The organism is Actinoplanes oblitus, from assembly GCF_030252345.1.
In the GTDB taxonomy this organism is placed as follows: Bacteria; Actinomycetota; Actinomycetes; order Mycobacteriales; family Micromonosporaceae; genus Actinoplanes; species Actinoplanes oblitus.
On the sequence record NZ_CP126980.1, the window covers coordinates 9,749,829 to 9,765,409 of the forward strand.

General features: G+C 71.2%; 9 protein-coding genes. 6 read left to right on the forward strand and 3 right to left on the reverse strand.

Annotated features, from left to right (window positions below; translation table 11 throughout):
- Positions 1 to 442: 442 nt before the first annotated feature.
- The 3 genes from Actob_RS43635 to Actob_RS43645 are packed head-to-tail and all read left to right on the forward strand — an operon-like array spanning position 443 to position 4,835.
- Entirely contained in the window at positions 443 to 2,971 is a 2,529-nt protein-coding gene (locus Actob_RS43635; RefSeq protein ID WP_284917800.1) for a putative bifunctional diguanylate cyclase/phosphodiesterase, read from the forward strand.
- Positions 2,968 to 4,419, forward strand: coding sequence for a glycosyltransferase 87 family protein (locus Actob_RS43640; protein ID WP_407653518.1), 1,452 nt, complete (start codon positions 2,968 to 2,970; stop codon positions 4,417 to 4,419). Before Actob_RS43635 ends, Actob_RS43640 begins: the two co-directional genes overlap by 4 nt.
- A 23-nt stretch (positions 4,420 to 4,442) precedes the next feature.
- Positions 4,443 to 4,835, forward strand: a complete 393-nt coding sequence (locus tag Actob_RS43645; protein WP_284917801.1) for a TFIIB-type zinc ribbon-containing protein — start codon at positions 4,443 to 4,445, stop codon at positions 4,833 to 4,835.
- A 374-nt stretch (positions 4,836 to 5,209) separates the two neighbouring features.
- Here Actob_RS43645 and Actob_RS43650 read toward each other — a convergent pair whose 3' ends face one another.
- Positions 5,210 to 5,443: a hypothetical protein gene (locus tag Actob_RS43650; protein WP_284917802.1), complete on the reverse strand. Its 234-nt coding sequence runs from the start codon at positions 5,441 to 5,443 to the stop codon at positions 5,210 to 5,212.
- Positions 5,444 to 6,213: 770 nt separating this feature from the next.
- Here Actob_RS43650 and Actob_RS43655 point away from each other — a divergent pair.
- Entirely contained in the window at positions 6,214 to 6,555 is a 342-nt protein-coding gene (locus Actob_RS43655; protein WP_284917803.1) for a YbaB/EbfC family nucleoid-associated protein, read from the forward strand.
- Positions 6,556 to 7,302: 747 nt separating this feature from the next.
- Positions 7,303 to 8,295 (forward strand): IS481 family transposase, encoded by a 993-nt coding sequence (locus tag Actob_RS43660; RefSeq protein WP_284917804.1) that lies wholly within the window; start codon positions 7,303 to 7,305, stop codon positions 8,293 to 8,295.
- Here Actob_RS43660 and dnaB read toward each other — a convergent pair.
- A complete protein-coding gene (dnaB, locus tag Actob_RS43665; RefSeq protein WP_407653521.1) occupies positions 8,292 to 9,728 on the reverse strand; it encodes a replicative DNA helicase in 1,437 nt (478 codons plus the stop codon). The genes Actob_RS43660 and dnaB overlap by 4 nt on opposite strands.
- 511 nt (positions 9,729 to 10,239) lie before the next feature.
- Here dnaB and Actob_RS43670 point away from each other — a divergent pair.
- Complete coding sequence (locus Actob_RS43670) at positions 10,240 to 14,094, forward strand: chromosomal replication initiator protein DnaA (protein ID WP_284917805.1); 3,855 nt, start codon at positions 10,240 to 10,242, stop codon at positions 14,092 to 14,094.
- Here Actob_RS43670 and Actob_RS43675 read toward each other — a convergent pair.
- Entirely contained in the window at positions 14,087 to 15,379 is a 1,293-nt protein-coding gene (locus tag Actob_RS43675; protein WP_284917806.1) for a glycosyltransferase 87 family protein, read from the reverse strand. The two genes, Actob_RS43670 and Actob_RS43675, sit on opposite strands and share 8 nt — an antisense overlap.
- Positions 15,380 to 15,581 lie beyond the last annotated feature (202 nt).

Below are 15,581 nucleotides of genomic sequence, written 5' to 3' on the forward strand. Positions count from 1 at the left end.
GCCGGGAAGCACGTTCGCATCGCCGCCGAGTTGACTTCACACTTTGTCCATACCCGGGTCATAGCGTCTCCGGCACTGCTCAGGCGGCCTACCCGGGGGTATTGAAAATAGAAATCGGAACGGTTTTTCATTGCTTTCCGTTGCCATTCGGGAACCGTCAGTAACAATCGCTGGAATCGTTCCCGCATTATGCTCATAACGACACGATCTACTGGAAATCGGAAAGATCGCAGCCTACCTTCGATCTCGTCGCGACGGACACCCGGCCGGCTTCGTTGAAGACCCGGCCGCCAGGGAGCGGATTCCGGACCATCGAGGATGAAGGAGAACGCCATGCGCGGCGGCGACTGGCTCTGAAAAAGACAGTGATGCGCAAAACGGCGCAGATGAATAGCCTTGAACCCTGAGCGACAGCTCAGTTGCGTTCGGCGACAAGGACATCATGTCTGAGACCGGCACCAACGACGACGCGACCGATCGGCGGCTTCGGCTGCTCATCGGTCTCGTCGTCGTTTTCGGGATCGGCGCCTCCGCCATCTGGGCCCATCAGGCCTACCTCCATCCGGAGCCGGTCCCGCCCCTCGGCTTGCTGGTGCTGCTCTGCGGCACGGTGGTCGCGGCGTACCGCCTGCGGGTGACGGTCCGGGTGCGATCCGGCCGGGAGGGCCTCGCCTGGGACGAGATTCCCGCGCTGGTCGGGCTCATGCTGATCCCGGCGCCCTGGGTGGTGCTCTGCGCCGCGGTCAGCGTCCTCGCCCTCAAGATCTGGGACCGGCTCGGCCTCCGCAAGACCGTCTTCGCCACCGCCAAGGAGGCGCTGACGGTGAGCGCGGCCGGTGCGGTCTTCGCGGCGTTCGGGGTCCGCCCCAGCGTCACCGAGCCACACGTCCCGGTGCTCGCGGTGATCACTGGCCTGGTCGTCTTCACCGTGGTCGACCAGCTGGTCTTCCTCCCGGTCCTGGCGACCGACAACCGGACCAGCATCCTGCGCACCGCCCGGCGCACCCTGATGGGCAAGGTCATCGGCTTCCTGGGCGAGCTCGGCGCCTGCCTGCTCGCCCTCTGGGTGCTGACCTCGCACGCGAACGTGCTGCTCCTCCTGGTCGTCCCGCTCGTTGTGGCTTGCATGCAGCTGTGGCAGTCCCGCAGTTCCCGGACCCGGGAGGAACGCGAGTCGTGGCAGCGCCTGGCGAAGGCCACCGACGAGCTCAACGCCGTCGATCTCACCCAGGTGCTGCACTCCGCGGCGACCCGGGCCGCACAGATCTTCCGGGCTGCCGAGGCGGCCATCGACCTGACCGCCGACAGCCCCGGCCGGACGGTGCGCGCCACCGAGGAACGCGTGCTCGCCGACGGCCCGCTGGCCGTGGCGCCCGCCCGCCCCGGCGACACCAGCGTGGACCTGATCGCGCACGACGGCGGGGTCCGGGTCGGGGTGCTGCGGCTGGGCTTCGGTGGCGCGGTGCGCCTGACCGAGGTGGAGGAGTACAAGCTGCACACGTTCGCCTCGGCGGTGTGCACCGCGATCCGCAACGCTCAGGCGTACGCCGAGCTGGCTCGGATCGCGGCGGAGAACGCGTACGCGGCAGCCCACGACCCGCTCACCGGGCTGGCCAACCGCCGGCAGTTCTACGAGCGGGCCGAGCGCCTGTGCCACGACGCGACGCCGGACGGCCTGGTCGCCCTGATGATCATCGACCTCAACCACTTCAAGGAGGTCAACGACACGCTCGGGCACGCCACCGGCGACGTCGTGCTCTGCGAGGTGGCCCGCCGGCTGAGCCGCGCGGCCGCACCCGGCGACCTGGTGGCCCGGCTCGGCGGGGACGAGTTCGCCGTGCTGCTCACCGGCCTGCCCACGCCCGCGCTGGCCAACCACCGGGCCGGCACCATGCTCGCCGCCCTGGAACCGGGCATCGAGGTCGAGGGCCTGCAGATCACCGTCGAGGCGGCCGGCGGGATCGCCCTGGCAGCCGGCACGGGCAGTGTCGAGGAGCTGATGCGCCGCGCCGACATCGCCATGTACCAGGCGAAACGCGCCGGCGAGCCGACCATGAGCTACACGCCCGCCCGGGACACCGCTGACGTCGAACGGCTGATGCTCACCGGTGAGCTGCGCCGCGCGGTCGACGAGCACGAGTTCACCGTCGACTTCCAGCCGATAGTCGACCTGGGCAGCGGCGAAGTGATCTCGGCCGAGGCGCTGGCCCGGTGGCACCACCCCGGGCAGGGCGACCTCGACCCGCTCCGGTTCCTGGAGGCGGTGGAGCGCTCCGGCCAGCTGCCGGCCTTCGCCGACGCGGTCCTGGACCAGTCGCTGGCGGCCATGCGGACCTGGCGGGAGGCCGGCTTCGACCTGCCGGTCGCGGTCAACGTGTCGCCACGGAGCCTGCTCGACCCGGACTTCCCGGCCGCGGTGCTGAGCCGGCTGGAGCACCACGACGTGCCGGCCAACCGGCTGGTCCTGGAGCTGGCCGAGACGCTCACCATCAGCCAGCTCGAGGTGGTCGCCCGGGTGCTGGCCGAACTGCGCAACGCCGGGGTGCGGCTGGCCGTCGACGACTTCGGCACCGGGGTCTCCTCGCTCTCCGTGCTCTCCCGCATCCCGGTGCACCAACTCAAGATTGATTCGGAGTTCGTGGCCGCGGTGGAGACCTCCGCGGAGGCGGCCGCGGTGATCCGGACCACCGTTGACCTCGCCCGCAACCTGCACCTGACGGTGGTGGCCGAGGGCGTGGAGAGCGAACCGCAGCGCCGGGCGCTGTGGGAGCTGGGCTGCCTGGCCGGGCAGGGACACCTGTTCGCGCGGCCGCTGTCGGCGGCCCGGTTCCTCGGGACACTGCAGCGAGGGTCGGCGGGACGGCCCGGGGCGCTGGCGGTGGCGCTGCACGATGCCGGCGCGGTGGTGCGGATGCCGGTTCGGCGGTCGTCCGGGGCGGGGAGATCTTCTCTGCCACACTTGCCGGCGTGACTTCAGCGGCCGGCGGACTACTCAGGCGGATCGACCGGGCCGGCGGCGGGCTCGCTGCGGATCTCGGGTGGTATCTGGCGGCCGCGGCGTTCGCCCTGGTCACCGGCGTGACGTCGACGTTGCTGCCGCATCGGCAGTGGGGGTTGATCGCCGCTTGGGGGTACGCGGTCGCGGCGGTGGTGGTGGTCGCGCAGCTGGTGACCTACTCGTTGGCCGGGCGGGCCGCCTCGGCGCCGGCCACGTCGGCCTCCGGGGCTTCGATCAGTGCGCGTGCCGCCGGTATGCCTGCCGCGGATGCCCGGCCCGGTGCTGCCGCTTCCAGCGCTTCGCCGGTCGAGGACGCTCCCGACGTACCCAAATCGGGTTTTTCGCTCTCGACGCTTTTCGATGATCGGTGCCGGGCCTGGCTCGCGTGGTTGACGTGGGCCGGGGTGGCGCTGCTGCCGCTGGTGGTGGAGGCGGTGCAGCGAGCCGGCGGGCGCACCGACCGCGCGCAGGAAGAGGTGCTGGTCGTCGAGGCGATGGGGAAGTCGCTGGTCGAGCACGGGACGCCCTACCTGAGCCGGGCCGGGATCGCGACCCTGCCGATCGGCGAGCGGCTGCTCGGCTATCGCCCCTATCAGCCCGGGATGGCGATCTTCGGGCTGCCGCGGGCGCTCGCCGGCGACCACTGGTGGACCGACGCACGGGTGTGGTTCGCGATCACCGCGGTGCTCGCGGTCGGCTTGGCCGTCGCGGTCCTGCGTCCTTTTCACCCCTTTCCGGTACGAGCGATCCAGGCCGCCACCGTCCTGCCGGTGACCGCACTGACCCTGGCCACCGGTGGTGACGACATCCCGGTGCTGGCCCTGTGCCTGCTCGCCCTGGCCCTCGCCGCCACCGGCCGATTCGCCTGGTCCGGAGTGGCGGTGGGGATCGCGGCGGCCGCCAAGCTGTTCGCCTTCCCGGTGGTGGCGGTGCTCGTGGTGCTGGCCGTGGTGGCCGGCCGGGGTCGCCGGCTGATCCCGTTCGCTGTCGGGCTGCCGGTTCTCGTCCTCGTCCCGCCGCTGCTGGCCGACTCGGACGCTCTGGTGGAGAACGTGCTCCGGTTCCCGCTCGGGCACGGGCTGGTGACCAGTCCGGCACAGTCCCCCTTTCCGGGGTATCTCGTCGCTCAACATCTGCCCGGTGGCCGGATCCTGGCGGCCGCCCTCCTCGTGGCCGCCGGGTTGGTGATCGGCTGGCTGCTGCTGCGCCGGCCGCCGCGGGATGCCGGGGCTGCGGCGCTGTTCTGCGGCTGGGGGCTGCTCGCGGCCATCCTGTTGATGCCGACCACGCGGTTCGGCTATCTGCTCTATCCGGCAGCGCTGCTGGTGTGGGCGCCGGTGCTGGCGTCGGCACCGGTGCTGGCGTCGGCAACCGGTGTTGGCGTTCAGCAATCGCACAGGTCCTTCCGCCCCACGGCATGACACAGCCTTGTACCGTCAATGAAATGCAGATGACCTGTCCCAAGTGTCACGGCGAGATGCGGGTCTACGAGCGCAGCGGCGTCACGATCGACCAGTGCACCGAGTGCCGCGGCATCTTCCTGGACCGCGGCGAGCTGGAGAAACTGTTCGCTGCCGAGGCCACTTACAACCGTTCCGCGCCGGCGCCGGGTCCGGCCACCCACACGCCTCCGCCGCCGCCTCCGGCACCGCACGGCGGGCACGGATATGTTCCGCCGCCCCCGCCGCCGCCCGCCTATGGTGCTCCGGTGCACCACGCGCCGCCGGCAGCGCACTACCCGCCGGCGCCGCATTATGGGCATCACGGGCACTACCGGCACTACGGGCACCATGGGCACTACCGGCGGCGTGGGTTCCTGCACGATCTCTTCGACTGACGGTCCGCTCAGTCAGCGGTCTGCACAATCGGCGGTCTGCCTAACTGGCGGTCTGCACAATCGGCGGTCTGCCTCGCTGGCGGTCTGCACGGTCGGCGGTGCGCCCGGTTGGCGTCCTCACCGGTTGGTCTTCCGCCCGGTGGGCCCTTCACGAGTTGACGGTCCGCTCATCTGCCCTTTGGGCTGACGGCCCGCTTTCCGCCCGCAGCGTGTCATCCGCTGGCGGTCGTGGCGCCCGCCCCGGTCCCACCCGGCCGGGGCGGGTTCCGCCTGCTTCTTTCAAGCCCTTCCGGTGAGGCCCGTCGGATCGGGGCGCCCGCCGGCAGAGGGAATCGGCGGGCGCCGCCGTGAGTCGACGCGGTAGGCCCGATCTCTTACGGGCGGAGACGACGCTCCACTCGTGCCTGCTCGACCAACTCCCCGTAGGTGTCGGCATCCTCTAGTGCCGATCGGGTGAGGAGCTGAACGGTCCAGGGAACGGGACAGGGTGGCGCGTGGTCGGGATCGGGACACAGAAGCCTGGTCACCTGCTCCTTGATGATCTCCGCCTGTTCCTCGGTGGCGTAGATGCCCAGTCGTACTTCCCAGATGTCTGCGTCTTCCGGCATGCCGGGTCTCCTGCCTACTTCTGTGGTGTGCCGCAGCGGTCGCCACGTGCGCTTGACGTCGCAGTGGCGCTGGTAGTGGACCAGCGGGGCGGGGATGTCGCGCTCGGCGTCCGATTTGGTCGCCCGCGCGGTGTTGCTGCCGCCATCGCCCGATCGTAGGCAACGACGTCGGGTCGGTGTACGGCGCCAGCGGCCCATCCCCTGGCAGCCGGGGTCGGTTTTTCACGCGTCGCCTTGTGGACCGGCTCGCGGGCGGGTTGGCGGCCTCGGCCTTCCGGATCCTTTCGTGGGCCGTTCGCCGAAGCCGTGTTGCACCGACCGGCTCCGTGTTGACGGCTGTTCGGCAAAGGTATGGCCAGCCGATTCGGCGATGGTCTGGTTGCCGCCTCCGTCGGCGGTCTCCCCGGTGATACCGCGGCGTCCGGGAATTGGGACGGCGGCGAGACATTACTCAAGCGCCTCCGGCGGCTGCCGTTGACCGAGAGCGACCGCGCCTCGCTCCGACCGCGCGACAGCCATGCCCGTGACAATGTCGGTACTACCAGCGGCAACTTCTTGCCGGTGAGACACCGAAGGATGCCGGACGAACTGGCCACAGTGGCATTGGTCACTGTCGGTGACCACAAAACGGAGTCAGGCCGTCACTTAAAAGAGAGATATTTCGATAGGTCTCTCTTTTCGTTCGCGTTACGAAGTCACTGGAATACGCTACGTCGCTGATCTTGGGTATTGTCACGTCGCCCCCTGTCGCGGCGAACGGAGGAACAACCGTGACTGAAACAGCTGACCGCACGGCGAACCAGGACCTGCGAGACGACTTGGAAGATGTCTACGGCCGGTACGAGGAAATGCGTTCCGGAGTGGACGAGCTCCAGCGCAGCCTGGCCACCATGCAGGTGAGCGCCCAGTCCCCGGACGGCGTCGTGCGAGCCACCGTCAACGCTGACGGCGACCTCGTCGACCTGCGCCTGGACCAGCAGGCCTGCCGGGAGTGGAACGTGGAGACCCTGGCCCGCGTGATCGTCGAGACGGTGCAGAACGCGTCAGCCGGCAAGCACCGGCAGGTCGAGCAGCTCGTCTCCGCCCACCGGCCGCCGGATGCGACCGCCTGACCGCTCCGCAGACCGCTCGCTGGACGCGACCGCCTGACCGCTCCACAGACCGCCCGCTGAGCAAGACCGCCTGATCAGGCCCGCCGGACGAGGTCACCTGATCGCAGATCGCCCACCGGACGACGCAACCCGACGAGCTTCACATACCGAACCAGTCAGTCCGCACGATGCACCACCGGACGAGGCGGCATGACGGCCGCACGCCGGACCGGACGACTCCACCGATCGACCACCGGACGAGGCGGACGCAGCGGCTGACCTGCTCGCTGCCAGCCGCCTCGCTGCCAGCCGCCTCGCTGCAGCCGCCGAAGGTGACTCCAGCCCGATGCGATGCACGCCGGACGGGGGCCGCGGCCAACTGCCGCGACCCGGCGTGCACCCGCGGCACAGCCGCCCTGGCGAGAGCCGGCTCGCGACGACGAAGCACGGCCCACAAAGGACGCGCAGGGCTGAGCTACGGCCACGGGCACGGGGCTACAGGCACGGGACTCGGCACGGGCACGGACGGGACGCTCCGGGCGTACCGAAAACGGGGTGGCATCGAACCGCAGACTGCCGTGCGTTTTCCGGGATTTTGTCCGGTGCGCCGCAGGCGGCCGGCACAGCTAGATGTGATGTCCGGGGACGTTGGTCGAGGAAGTGTGACCACTCGATCTGACGATCATGGCTTGATTCGGTGAACGATGAAGGCCTCCAGCGCTGCAGTGGAGTTGTCGAGACACCGCTGACCAGCACCCGGAGGCCTTCATGTCCCACGCTAACGCTGCGCTGACCGTTCGAGCGCGATTGCGGCTGGCGCGTCTGATCGTGGAGGACGGGTGGTCACCCGCACGAGCGGCCGAACGCTACGACGTGTCCTGGCGAACCGCGAACAAGTGGGCCGAGCGTTACCGTGCCGAGGGCGAAGCCGGCATGAGTGACCGCTCGTCACGACCACACCGGCAGCCGAACCGGACCCCCGCACCGGTGACCCGCAAGATCCTGCACCTGCGCACGAAGCGGCGCTGGGGACCGGTCCCGATCGCCGACCAACTCGGCTTGGCAGCCTCGACCGTGCATGCCGTCCTTCGCCGGCAACGAGCAAACCGGCTGTCGTACCTGGATCGCGGCACCGGCGAGCCGATCCGCCGCTACGAACATGACGCTCCTGGCGACTTGCTACACGTCGACGTCAAGAAACTCGGCAATGTGCCCGACGGCGGCGGCTGGCGCTACCTCGGCCGTCAACAAGGCGAGAAGAACCGGGCCGCCACCGTCGGCAAACCGCGGAGCAAGCATCGCAACCCCGTCATCGGCACCGCGTTCGTGCACACGGTCATCGACGACCACTCTCGCGTCGCCTACGCCGAAATCCACGACGACGAAACCGCGATCACCGCCACCGGCGTGCTGCGCCGCGCCGTCGCCTGGTTCGCCGCACGCGGCGTCACCACCCGACGGGTGCTGTCGGACAACGGCTCGGCCTACAAATCCCGGCTCTGGGCTTCGACCTGCGCCGACCTCGGCATCACGGTGAAGAAGACCCGCCCCTACCGGCCACAGACCAACGGCAAGATCGAACGCTTCCACCGAACCCTGGCCGACGGCTGGGCCTTCGCCAAGCTTTACACCAGCGAAAAGGCCCGCCGAGCCGCCCTACCCGCGTTCCTGCACGACTACAACCACCATCGGCCCCACACCGCCATCGGCAAGCTGGCACCCATCACCCGGTTGAACAACCTCGCTGGACATCACAGTTAGATGGCCATATCGACGAAGCGGGACAGGTGCAGCTGCGCGGCCACGGTGATCGTGTCGGTGGGGCCGTTACGGTGCTTGGCCACGATGAAGTCGGCCTCGCCGGCGCGCGGTGACTCCTTGTCGTAGTAGTCGTCGCGGTGCAGCAGGATCACCACGTCGGCGTCCTGCTCGATGGAGCCGGACTCACGCAGGTCGGAGAGCTGAGGGCGCTTGTCGGTGCGCTGCTCGGGGCCACGGTTCAGCTGGCTGACGCCGATCACCGGGCACTCGATCTCCTTGGCCAGCAGCTTGAGACCACGGGAGAGCTCGGAGACCTCCTGCTGGCGGCTCTCGGTCTTTTTCGGCGAGGACATCAGCTGGAGATAGTCGATGACCAGCATCTTGAGGTTGTGCCGCTGCTTGAGCCGGCGCGCCTTGGCCCGGATCTCCATGAGGTTCATGTTGGGCGTGTCGTCGACGAAGATCGGCGCCTCGCTGATCTCACCCATCCGCCGGGCCAGTTTGGTCCAGTCGTCGTCGGAGAGCTGGCCGGATCGGAGGGTGTGCAGCGGCACCCGCGCCTCGGCGGAGAGCAGCCGCATCACCATCTCGATCTTGCTCATTTCCAGCGAGAAGATGGCGCTGGCGCAGCCGTGCCGGATCGCCGCGTTACGCGCGAAGTCCATGCTGGCTGTCGACTTGCCGAGACCGGGACGCCCGGCCACGATGATCAGCTGGCCGGGGTGCAGACCGTTGAGCAGGCGGTCGAGATCCTGGAAGCCGGTGGGGACGCCCTGCATCACGCCGCCGGACGCGCCGACCGCCTCGATCTCGTCGAGGGTCGGCTGGAGCATGTCGCCGAGGGCGGCGAAGTCCTCGCTGACCCGTTTCTCGGTGATCTCGTAGATCGTCTGCTGCGCCCGGTCGACGATGTCGTCGACGTCACCACCGGCGTTGCCGTTGGCGTTGTAGCCCAGCTGCACGATCTTGGTGCCGGCCTCGACCAGCCGGCGCAGGATGGCCCGGTCGGCGACGATGCGCGCGTAGTAGGAGGCGTTGGCGGCGGTCGGCACACTCTCGATGAGCGTGTGGAGATAGGGCACACCGCCGACTCGCTGCAGGTCGCCGCTGTCGGCCAGGGCCGCCGCCACGGTCAGCGCGTCGGCCGGCTCACCGCGCCCGTAGAGGTCGAGGATGACGTCGAAGATGGTGCCGTGGATCGGCCGGTAGAAGTCGTGGGTCTTGAGGATCTCGACCACGTCGGCGATCGCGTCCTTGGAGAGCAGCATGCCGCCCAGCACGCCCTGCTCCGCGGCGACGTCCTGCGGGGGCGCCTTGTCATAGGAACTGCCGCCCGGCGCGCCACCGCCGCGGGACGGACCGCCGCTCGGGGGTCCCCCGGACGGCTGAGAAGAGGGACGTGGATCCGGCCGTGCGTCGTCGGTGATCGACACCGGGACATCCCCCCCAAACTGACCATGCCGACAGGACGAGCGAACAACCCTCGTACGACTCCTTCGGCCGGTCAGTGCCCGACTTCAGCAGAACCGGTCGATCAGAGGGCGGGACCACTGTACGAACCCGGCCGCCACCAGCCCAACTGCATCGGTGGACGAGTCTTGGGACAACCTGTGGACAGGACCCTCCCACTCTGTGGGTAGCCCTGTGCACACCATGTGGACAACTCTTGGGGAAAGAGCCTCAGCAGGAGTTTTCCGGGTTCTTCCTGTGGAGGGCAGAAAAGCTGATGGATCTGCGAAAATACCGGGTCGGGTGAGCAAGCCATCGCTGTCAGGCGTTGCGGTTCCGTCTCCGGCACGTCACCCTTTTCAGGTGGACCAACGGGAGTGGGACTACGGCGCCCGCATGTCGCGCGAGAGGCGCGCTGCGGAGGCTTGGCCCATTGCCGAGCAGGAAAGGGACGAATCGGAATCCCGGTGGTCGTCGCTGACCGACACCGGCAGCATGACCCCGAGTCCCGAGGCGCTCACCTGGCAGCGCCGGGCGGACGCCTGGGCACAGCAGGGCGGCGAGGTCGAGCCGTACTCCGGCGGTGGCGGCCAGGAGGTCGAGCCGGCGAACCGCTGGTCCGACGTCGCCTCGACGGGCCGGCCCACGTTCCCGGCCGACGGCACCGGCTGGCGCACCCAGACCTCGGAGTGGCGGGCCACCGGCGCGCGCTGGCGGCAGACCACCGAGTGGCGCTCGTCCACCGGGTCGCACGTCTGGCGCTCCACCACCGAGGCCTGGCAGTCGGAGAACGAGGGCGACGCCACGCCGAACCGCCCGACCATCTCCGGCACCGCCTGGCCGACCCCCGAGCAGGAGAGCGCAGCGGCCGCCCGGGAGAGCTGGTCCGAGACGCCGTCGTGGCGGCGCGCGGCGGACACCGGCCGGGCCGCGACCACGCCGGTCGAGCAGACCTGGAGCAGCAGCTCCGGCACCCCGTCCTGGCAGCAGCCGTCCGCGCAGACGCCGTCCTGGCAGCAACCGGCCCCGACGCCGTCCTGGCAGCAGCCGTCCAGCCAGACACCCTCCTGGCAGCAACCAGCCTCGACGCCGGCCTGGCAGCAGCCGTCCAGCCAGACGCCGTCCTGGCAGCGGCCCGCCACCGACTCCTGGTCGTCCGCCGCGTCGACGAGCGGTTCGTGGAGCGCCGAGCGCCGCGGCGCCCCGGGGGAGAACACCACCGACATCGGCGGCTGGGAGCAGCGCTCCGACGGTCCCGGCTGGCAGGCCGGTCCGCGGGACGACGGCCGGCACTTCGTCCGCGAGGACGACCGGGCCGCCTGGCAGCGTGGCGCGGAGACCGAGTGGTCCACCCGCCGCGGCCGGCGACGCGCTCCCGAGCCGGACACACAGCCGTCCGGCGGCAGCGGCTGGTCCACCACGTCCGACACCGACAACTGGGCCGGGCACACCGACACCGGCAGCATCGGGCTCTCCCCGACGTCGTCGATGCCCGACGCTGGCCCGCCGGCGCCCTCCTGGGGCGGCCGGTCCGCGCGCCGCGGCTATCCCGCGGAGCCGGAGGGACTTCCCGACGCCTACGGCGAGCGCAGCGGTCAGACCCCTATTCGGTACGGCGTACGCCCCGAGTCGTCCACACGCCTGTCCCGCCGAGCCGCGCCCGACGATGCGGCAGTGCCGCTCCGTGACGAGGGTGCCGCCGCCTCCGGTGGCCTGCCCGAGCGGCAGCGCGGGGCGAGCCAGTTCCGTGACGAGCCCGCACCCGGCCCGGCCGGCCTGCCCGAGCGGCAGCGCGGCGCCGGCCAGTTCGGTGCCGAGAGCGCCTCCGGTGGCCTGCCCGAGCAGCGGCAGCGCGGCGCCGGTCGCCGTGGCCAGCGGCCGCAGCGCTACAACGCGAACGCGACGAACTGGCGGGAGGACACCTCCTCCTGGGATGCCGAGCCGGACACCAGCAACTGGACCCGCGACCCGGACACCGGCCAGTGGAGCCGCGCCGAGGACGACCCGCGCGTGCTGGCCTGGCGTGCCGAGGCGGCCCGCCGCGAGCAGCTCAAGCAGGACGAGGAGCCGCAGCCCGAGCAGCCCGGCCCGACCGGTTGGAGCGGCAGCGGGCGGCGTGGCCGGCGTGCCGACGAGCCCACCGGGCCGATCGGCGGAGTGCCCGGCGGTCCGCTGCCCAGCAGCGGCATGCCGGACGGCCCACGTCCGCGCAGCGCCATGCCGGGATCCGCCGCGCCGCGCAGCGCCATGCCGGGCGGTACCTGGTCCACCGGTGGCGCGATGCCCGGACCGGCCACCCCGCGCAGTGCCATGCCGAGCCCTGGCGGTGCCCCGTGGAACGGCGCCGACCAGCCGGATCCGTACTCGTCCGGCCGCTTCCGCACCGACGCGTCCCGGTCCGGTGCCGCCGAGGCGTACGGAAATGACGTCAGTGGCCGGCGGCGTGCCGCCGAGCCGGAGCCGGATTCCTGGTCGGCCCGGCGGGCGGGCGGTCCAGCCGACGAGTACCCGACCGAGGGCTGGCGGCAGGGTCCGCTGCCCCCGCGCCAGGACCCGCCGCGCGAGTTGCCCGCCGGGCGTTCCGGTGGTTGGGCCGAGCCGGGTTACGCCGCCCCGCCGGCTCGTGAGCTGCCCGCCGGCCGGTCCTCGTGGCCGGACCCCGAGCGTGGTGTCCCCCGGCAGACCGGGTTCGGCTCCCTGCCGCCGGAGGACTCCGGCTGGTCGGAGCAGGATCGCGGCCCGCGGCGTACCGGCGAGCCCGGTTACGGCGGCCCGCGGCGTACCGGCGAGCCCGGCTACGGCTACGGCACGCCGGACGACGACGCCCGGGCCTGGTCCGAGCAGCGGCGGCCGAGCGGCGCCCGGGAACTGCCCGCGGCCCCGCAGCGGCGGGACGACGGCTATGGGCGTGACCCGCGCAAACCGGCTTACGGTGGCCAGCGCGAGCTGCCCAGCGGCCCGTCGTCCTGGTCCGATCAGGCCGGGACACCGGACTACGACGACGAGACGGATCGCTACGGCAATCCGCGGCGCCGCGACGACCGGGACGATCCGCCGTACGGTGGCGGAGGTGGTGCCCGTGGGCAGGCCGATTGGCGGACACCGGGGCCACCCGGCGGGCCTTCCTGGAACGGTGGTTCCGGCCCGGCCAACGGGTGGACCGGCGCCGGGCCGGGCAACGGCGGTTATCGCCGCGGCACCCCAGATCCCGGTTACAGCAGCGGCGGCGCGCCGGACGGGGGCGGCTGGCGCGCCAGTGCCGACACAGACGCCCCCGGCGGTGACTGGCGTGCCGAGCTCAACGGCGGCACCCCCGGTAGTGCCGCACCCGTCTCCGGCAGCGCCGGGTACCGCGCAGCAGCCACGCCCGGCGACTGGCGTCAGGAGCTGAACGGCGGCGGCGCCGCCACTCCCGGCGCCGCGCCGGTCTCCGGTTACCGGGCCGCCGCGACGCCGCCGGGTGACTGGCGTGCCGGCCTCACCGGCGGCGGTTCCCCGGCCGCGCCGGCGACCGCCGCGGTCCCGCCGGCGCCCGGTGCCGACTGGCGGGCCGAGCTCACCGGTGGCACCGCCGCACCCACCTCCGGCGCCGCGGGCTACCGCGCGGCCGCCACCGGCGACGACTGGCGCGCCGACGTGAGCGCGGCACCCACCTCGGGCGCCGCCCCGGCCGCCGGGAGCACCGGGTACCGCACGGCCGCTGCCGCGCCGGCCGCTGGCGACTGGCGTCGCGAGCTGACCACCGAGCCGGCCGACGGCGAGGCGCAGCGGTTCAGCACGTCGGACTTCCCGTCGTTCCGGCCGAGTGGCTCGGCCGCTGTCGCCGGCCGGGAGAACCTCGCGCTGAGCGCCACCTCGGTGATCACCGCACCGCCGGGTGCCGCGCCGGGCGAGGCCGAGGAGGACAGGTCGTGGCCGCCCCGGCGGGCTGCCGGCGGCGCGCTCTTCGAGAACACCGGCTCCTACGAGCGCCGGCCGGTCAGCAGCGGGGTGCCCTCCAGCCGGCCGAACGACCTGCTCAACCCGGATGAGGACGAGGAGGAGGAGAGTTCCAGCAGTCCGCTGGCCGCCGTCGGCTACACGGTGGTCTGGTACGGCGTACCGGTGGTTCTCTTCGTCCTGGGCATGCTGCTGCTGAACACCGGCCAGCGTGCGCACGCGCTGCAAACGCTGGCCGACGCCGCCCCGGAGTTCGGCATCTCGCTGGCGCTGAGCATCGTCGTCGCGTTCGGCCTGCGCTTCGCCACGACGGCCTGGAAGTCGGCGAGCGTCGGGCTGGCCGCGGCGGTCGTCGGTGCCGGTCTCGCCACGGTCCTCAGCTCCGCGATCACCGGCAACAGCCTCAGCTGACCCGGCGGAACAATCCGCGCCGCACGGCTCCCGGCGCCGGCCGCGTCCCTTGCCGGTCCGGGGTTGACGTCGCGGCCGACGGTACGCCGGTCGGGAGGACGATCAGCAGGGCCAGCGAGCACAGCACCAGCAGATTGCGCAACAGGAAGTCGCGTGGGCCGGCGGTCGGCACGTCCTCCGCGCCCGGCCAGACGACGAACGAGACGACGCCCCAGACCAGCATCGCGTACAGCGCCGCCACCCCGGACCACAGCAGGACCCGGGGCCGGGCCGCCCAGCCACGCGCGTGCACGAGCAGCAGGATCATCGCCGGGATGAACCAGTAGATGTGATGTGGCCAGGTGATCGGGCTGACCAGCCCGGAGGTCAGGCCGACCAGGGTGACGCCCATCAGGTCGTTGCCGGCCCGGTGGGCCCGGACCGCCCGGTGGAGGCCGAAGATCGTCACGGCCAGGACCAGCCCGCCCCAGAGCAACGTGCTCGGCGGCGTGGGGGCGACCAGCCGGGCGAGCAGCCCTTTGACCGACTGGTTGCCGGTGTAGAACGCCTGCCCGACCCGGTCGCTGTCCCACAGCGCGCTGGTCCAGTAGAACCAGGACTCGCGGGGTGCGACCGCCGCGGCGATCAGCGTCGCGCCGACGGCCGCGGCGATCGAGACGCCGCACGCGCGCCAGCGCCGGGTGACCGCCAGATAGACGATGAAGATCGCCGGGATCAGCTTCATCGCCGCGGCCAGCCCGATCCCGATGCCCGCATATCCGCGGCGGCGGGGCAGCGCGTGACAGAAGTCGAACATGACCATGGCGACCAGCACCATGTTGATCTGGCCGAGCGTCAGGTTCTCCCGGATCGGCTCGATGATCAGCACCAGCGGGACCGTCACGGCGGTGAGCCACCAGGACGAACTCCGGGTCGCCGACGGCAGCGCCGACCGGAAGATCCAATAGGTGGTCGGGACCAGCAGACCGGCGGTCACCGCGGTGAAGATGACGGCGACCCAGCTGAACGGCAGCAGGACCATCGGCCACATGATCATCGCGGCGAGCGGGGTGTAGGTGAAGTAGAGGGCGCCCTGGACCGCGTCGGGCCGGGCGTAGTCGTACAGATTCCGGCCCTCGGACCACCACGTCAGCGCGTCGTAGTAGATGTGCAGGTCGAAGAAGTGGTGGCGGAAGCCATACCAGGCGTAGAAGAGAACGGCGAGTCCCAGCAGAGCCGAGCAGATCATCACGCGCCGGGCTGGCCCCGGAAAGGTGCGGCTGACGTTGTCGATGACTGCGCTCATTCCCCGGCGGACTCGGAGCTGCCGCTGGCTCGGCTCCCGTGCCCGACCAGGGTAAGGGAATCCGTCGCGTGCCCGCGGACCCGGCATAAAGCCTCGTCGATGACGAGCATCACAAGAAGGCCCGGACCGTCCCCCACCGCAAGGTCCGCAAGGCCTGCGGCGCTTGACGGTACGCCACCAGGCGCGCTCCCGGCCCGTGAGC

Excerpts from the sequence above, each read along its gene's own strand:
- Actob_RS43635 (WP_284917800.1), top strand. The coding sequence starts at position 443 with ATGTCTGAGACCGGCACCAACGACGACGCGACCGATCGGCGGCTTCGG.
- Actob_RS43645 (WP_284917801.1), top strand. The coding sequence starts at position 4,443 with ATGCAGATGACCTGTCCCAAGTGTCACGGCGAGATGCGGGTCTACGAG.
- Actob_RS43650 (WP_284917802.1), bottom strand. The coding sequence starts at position 5,443 with ATGCCGGAAGACGCAGACATCTGGGAAGTACGACTGGGCATCTACGCC.
- Actob_RS43660 (WP_284917804.1), top strand. The coding sequence starts at position 7,303 with ATGTCCCACGCTAACGCTGCGCTGACCGTTCGAGCGCGATTGCGGCTG.
- Actob_RS43670 (WP_284917805.1), top strand. The coding sequence starts at position 10,240 with ATGACCCCGAGTCCCGAGGCGCTCACCTGGCAGCGCCGGGCGGACGCC.
- Actob_RS43675 (WP_284917806.1), bottom strand. The coding sequence starts at position 15,379 with ATGAGCGCAGTCATCGACAACGTCAGCCGCACCTTTCCGGGGCCAGCC.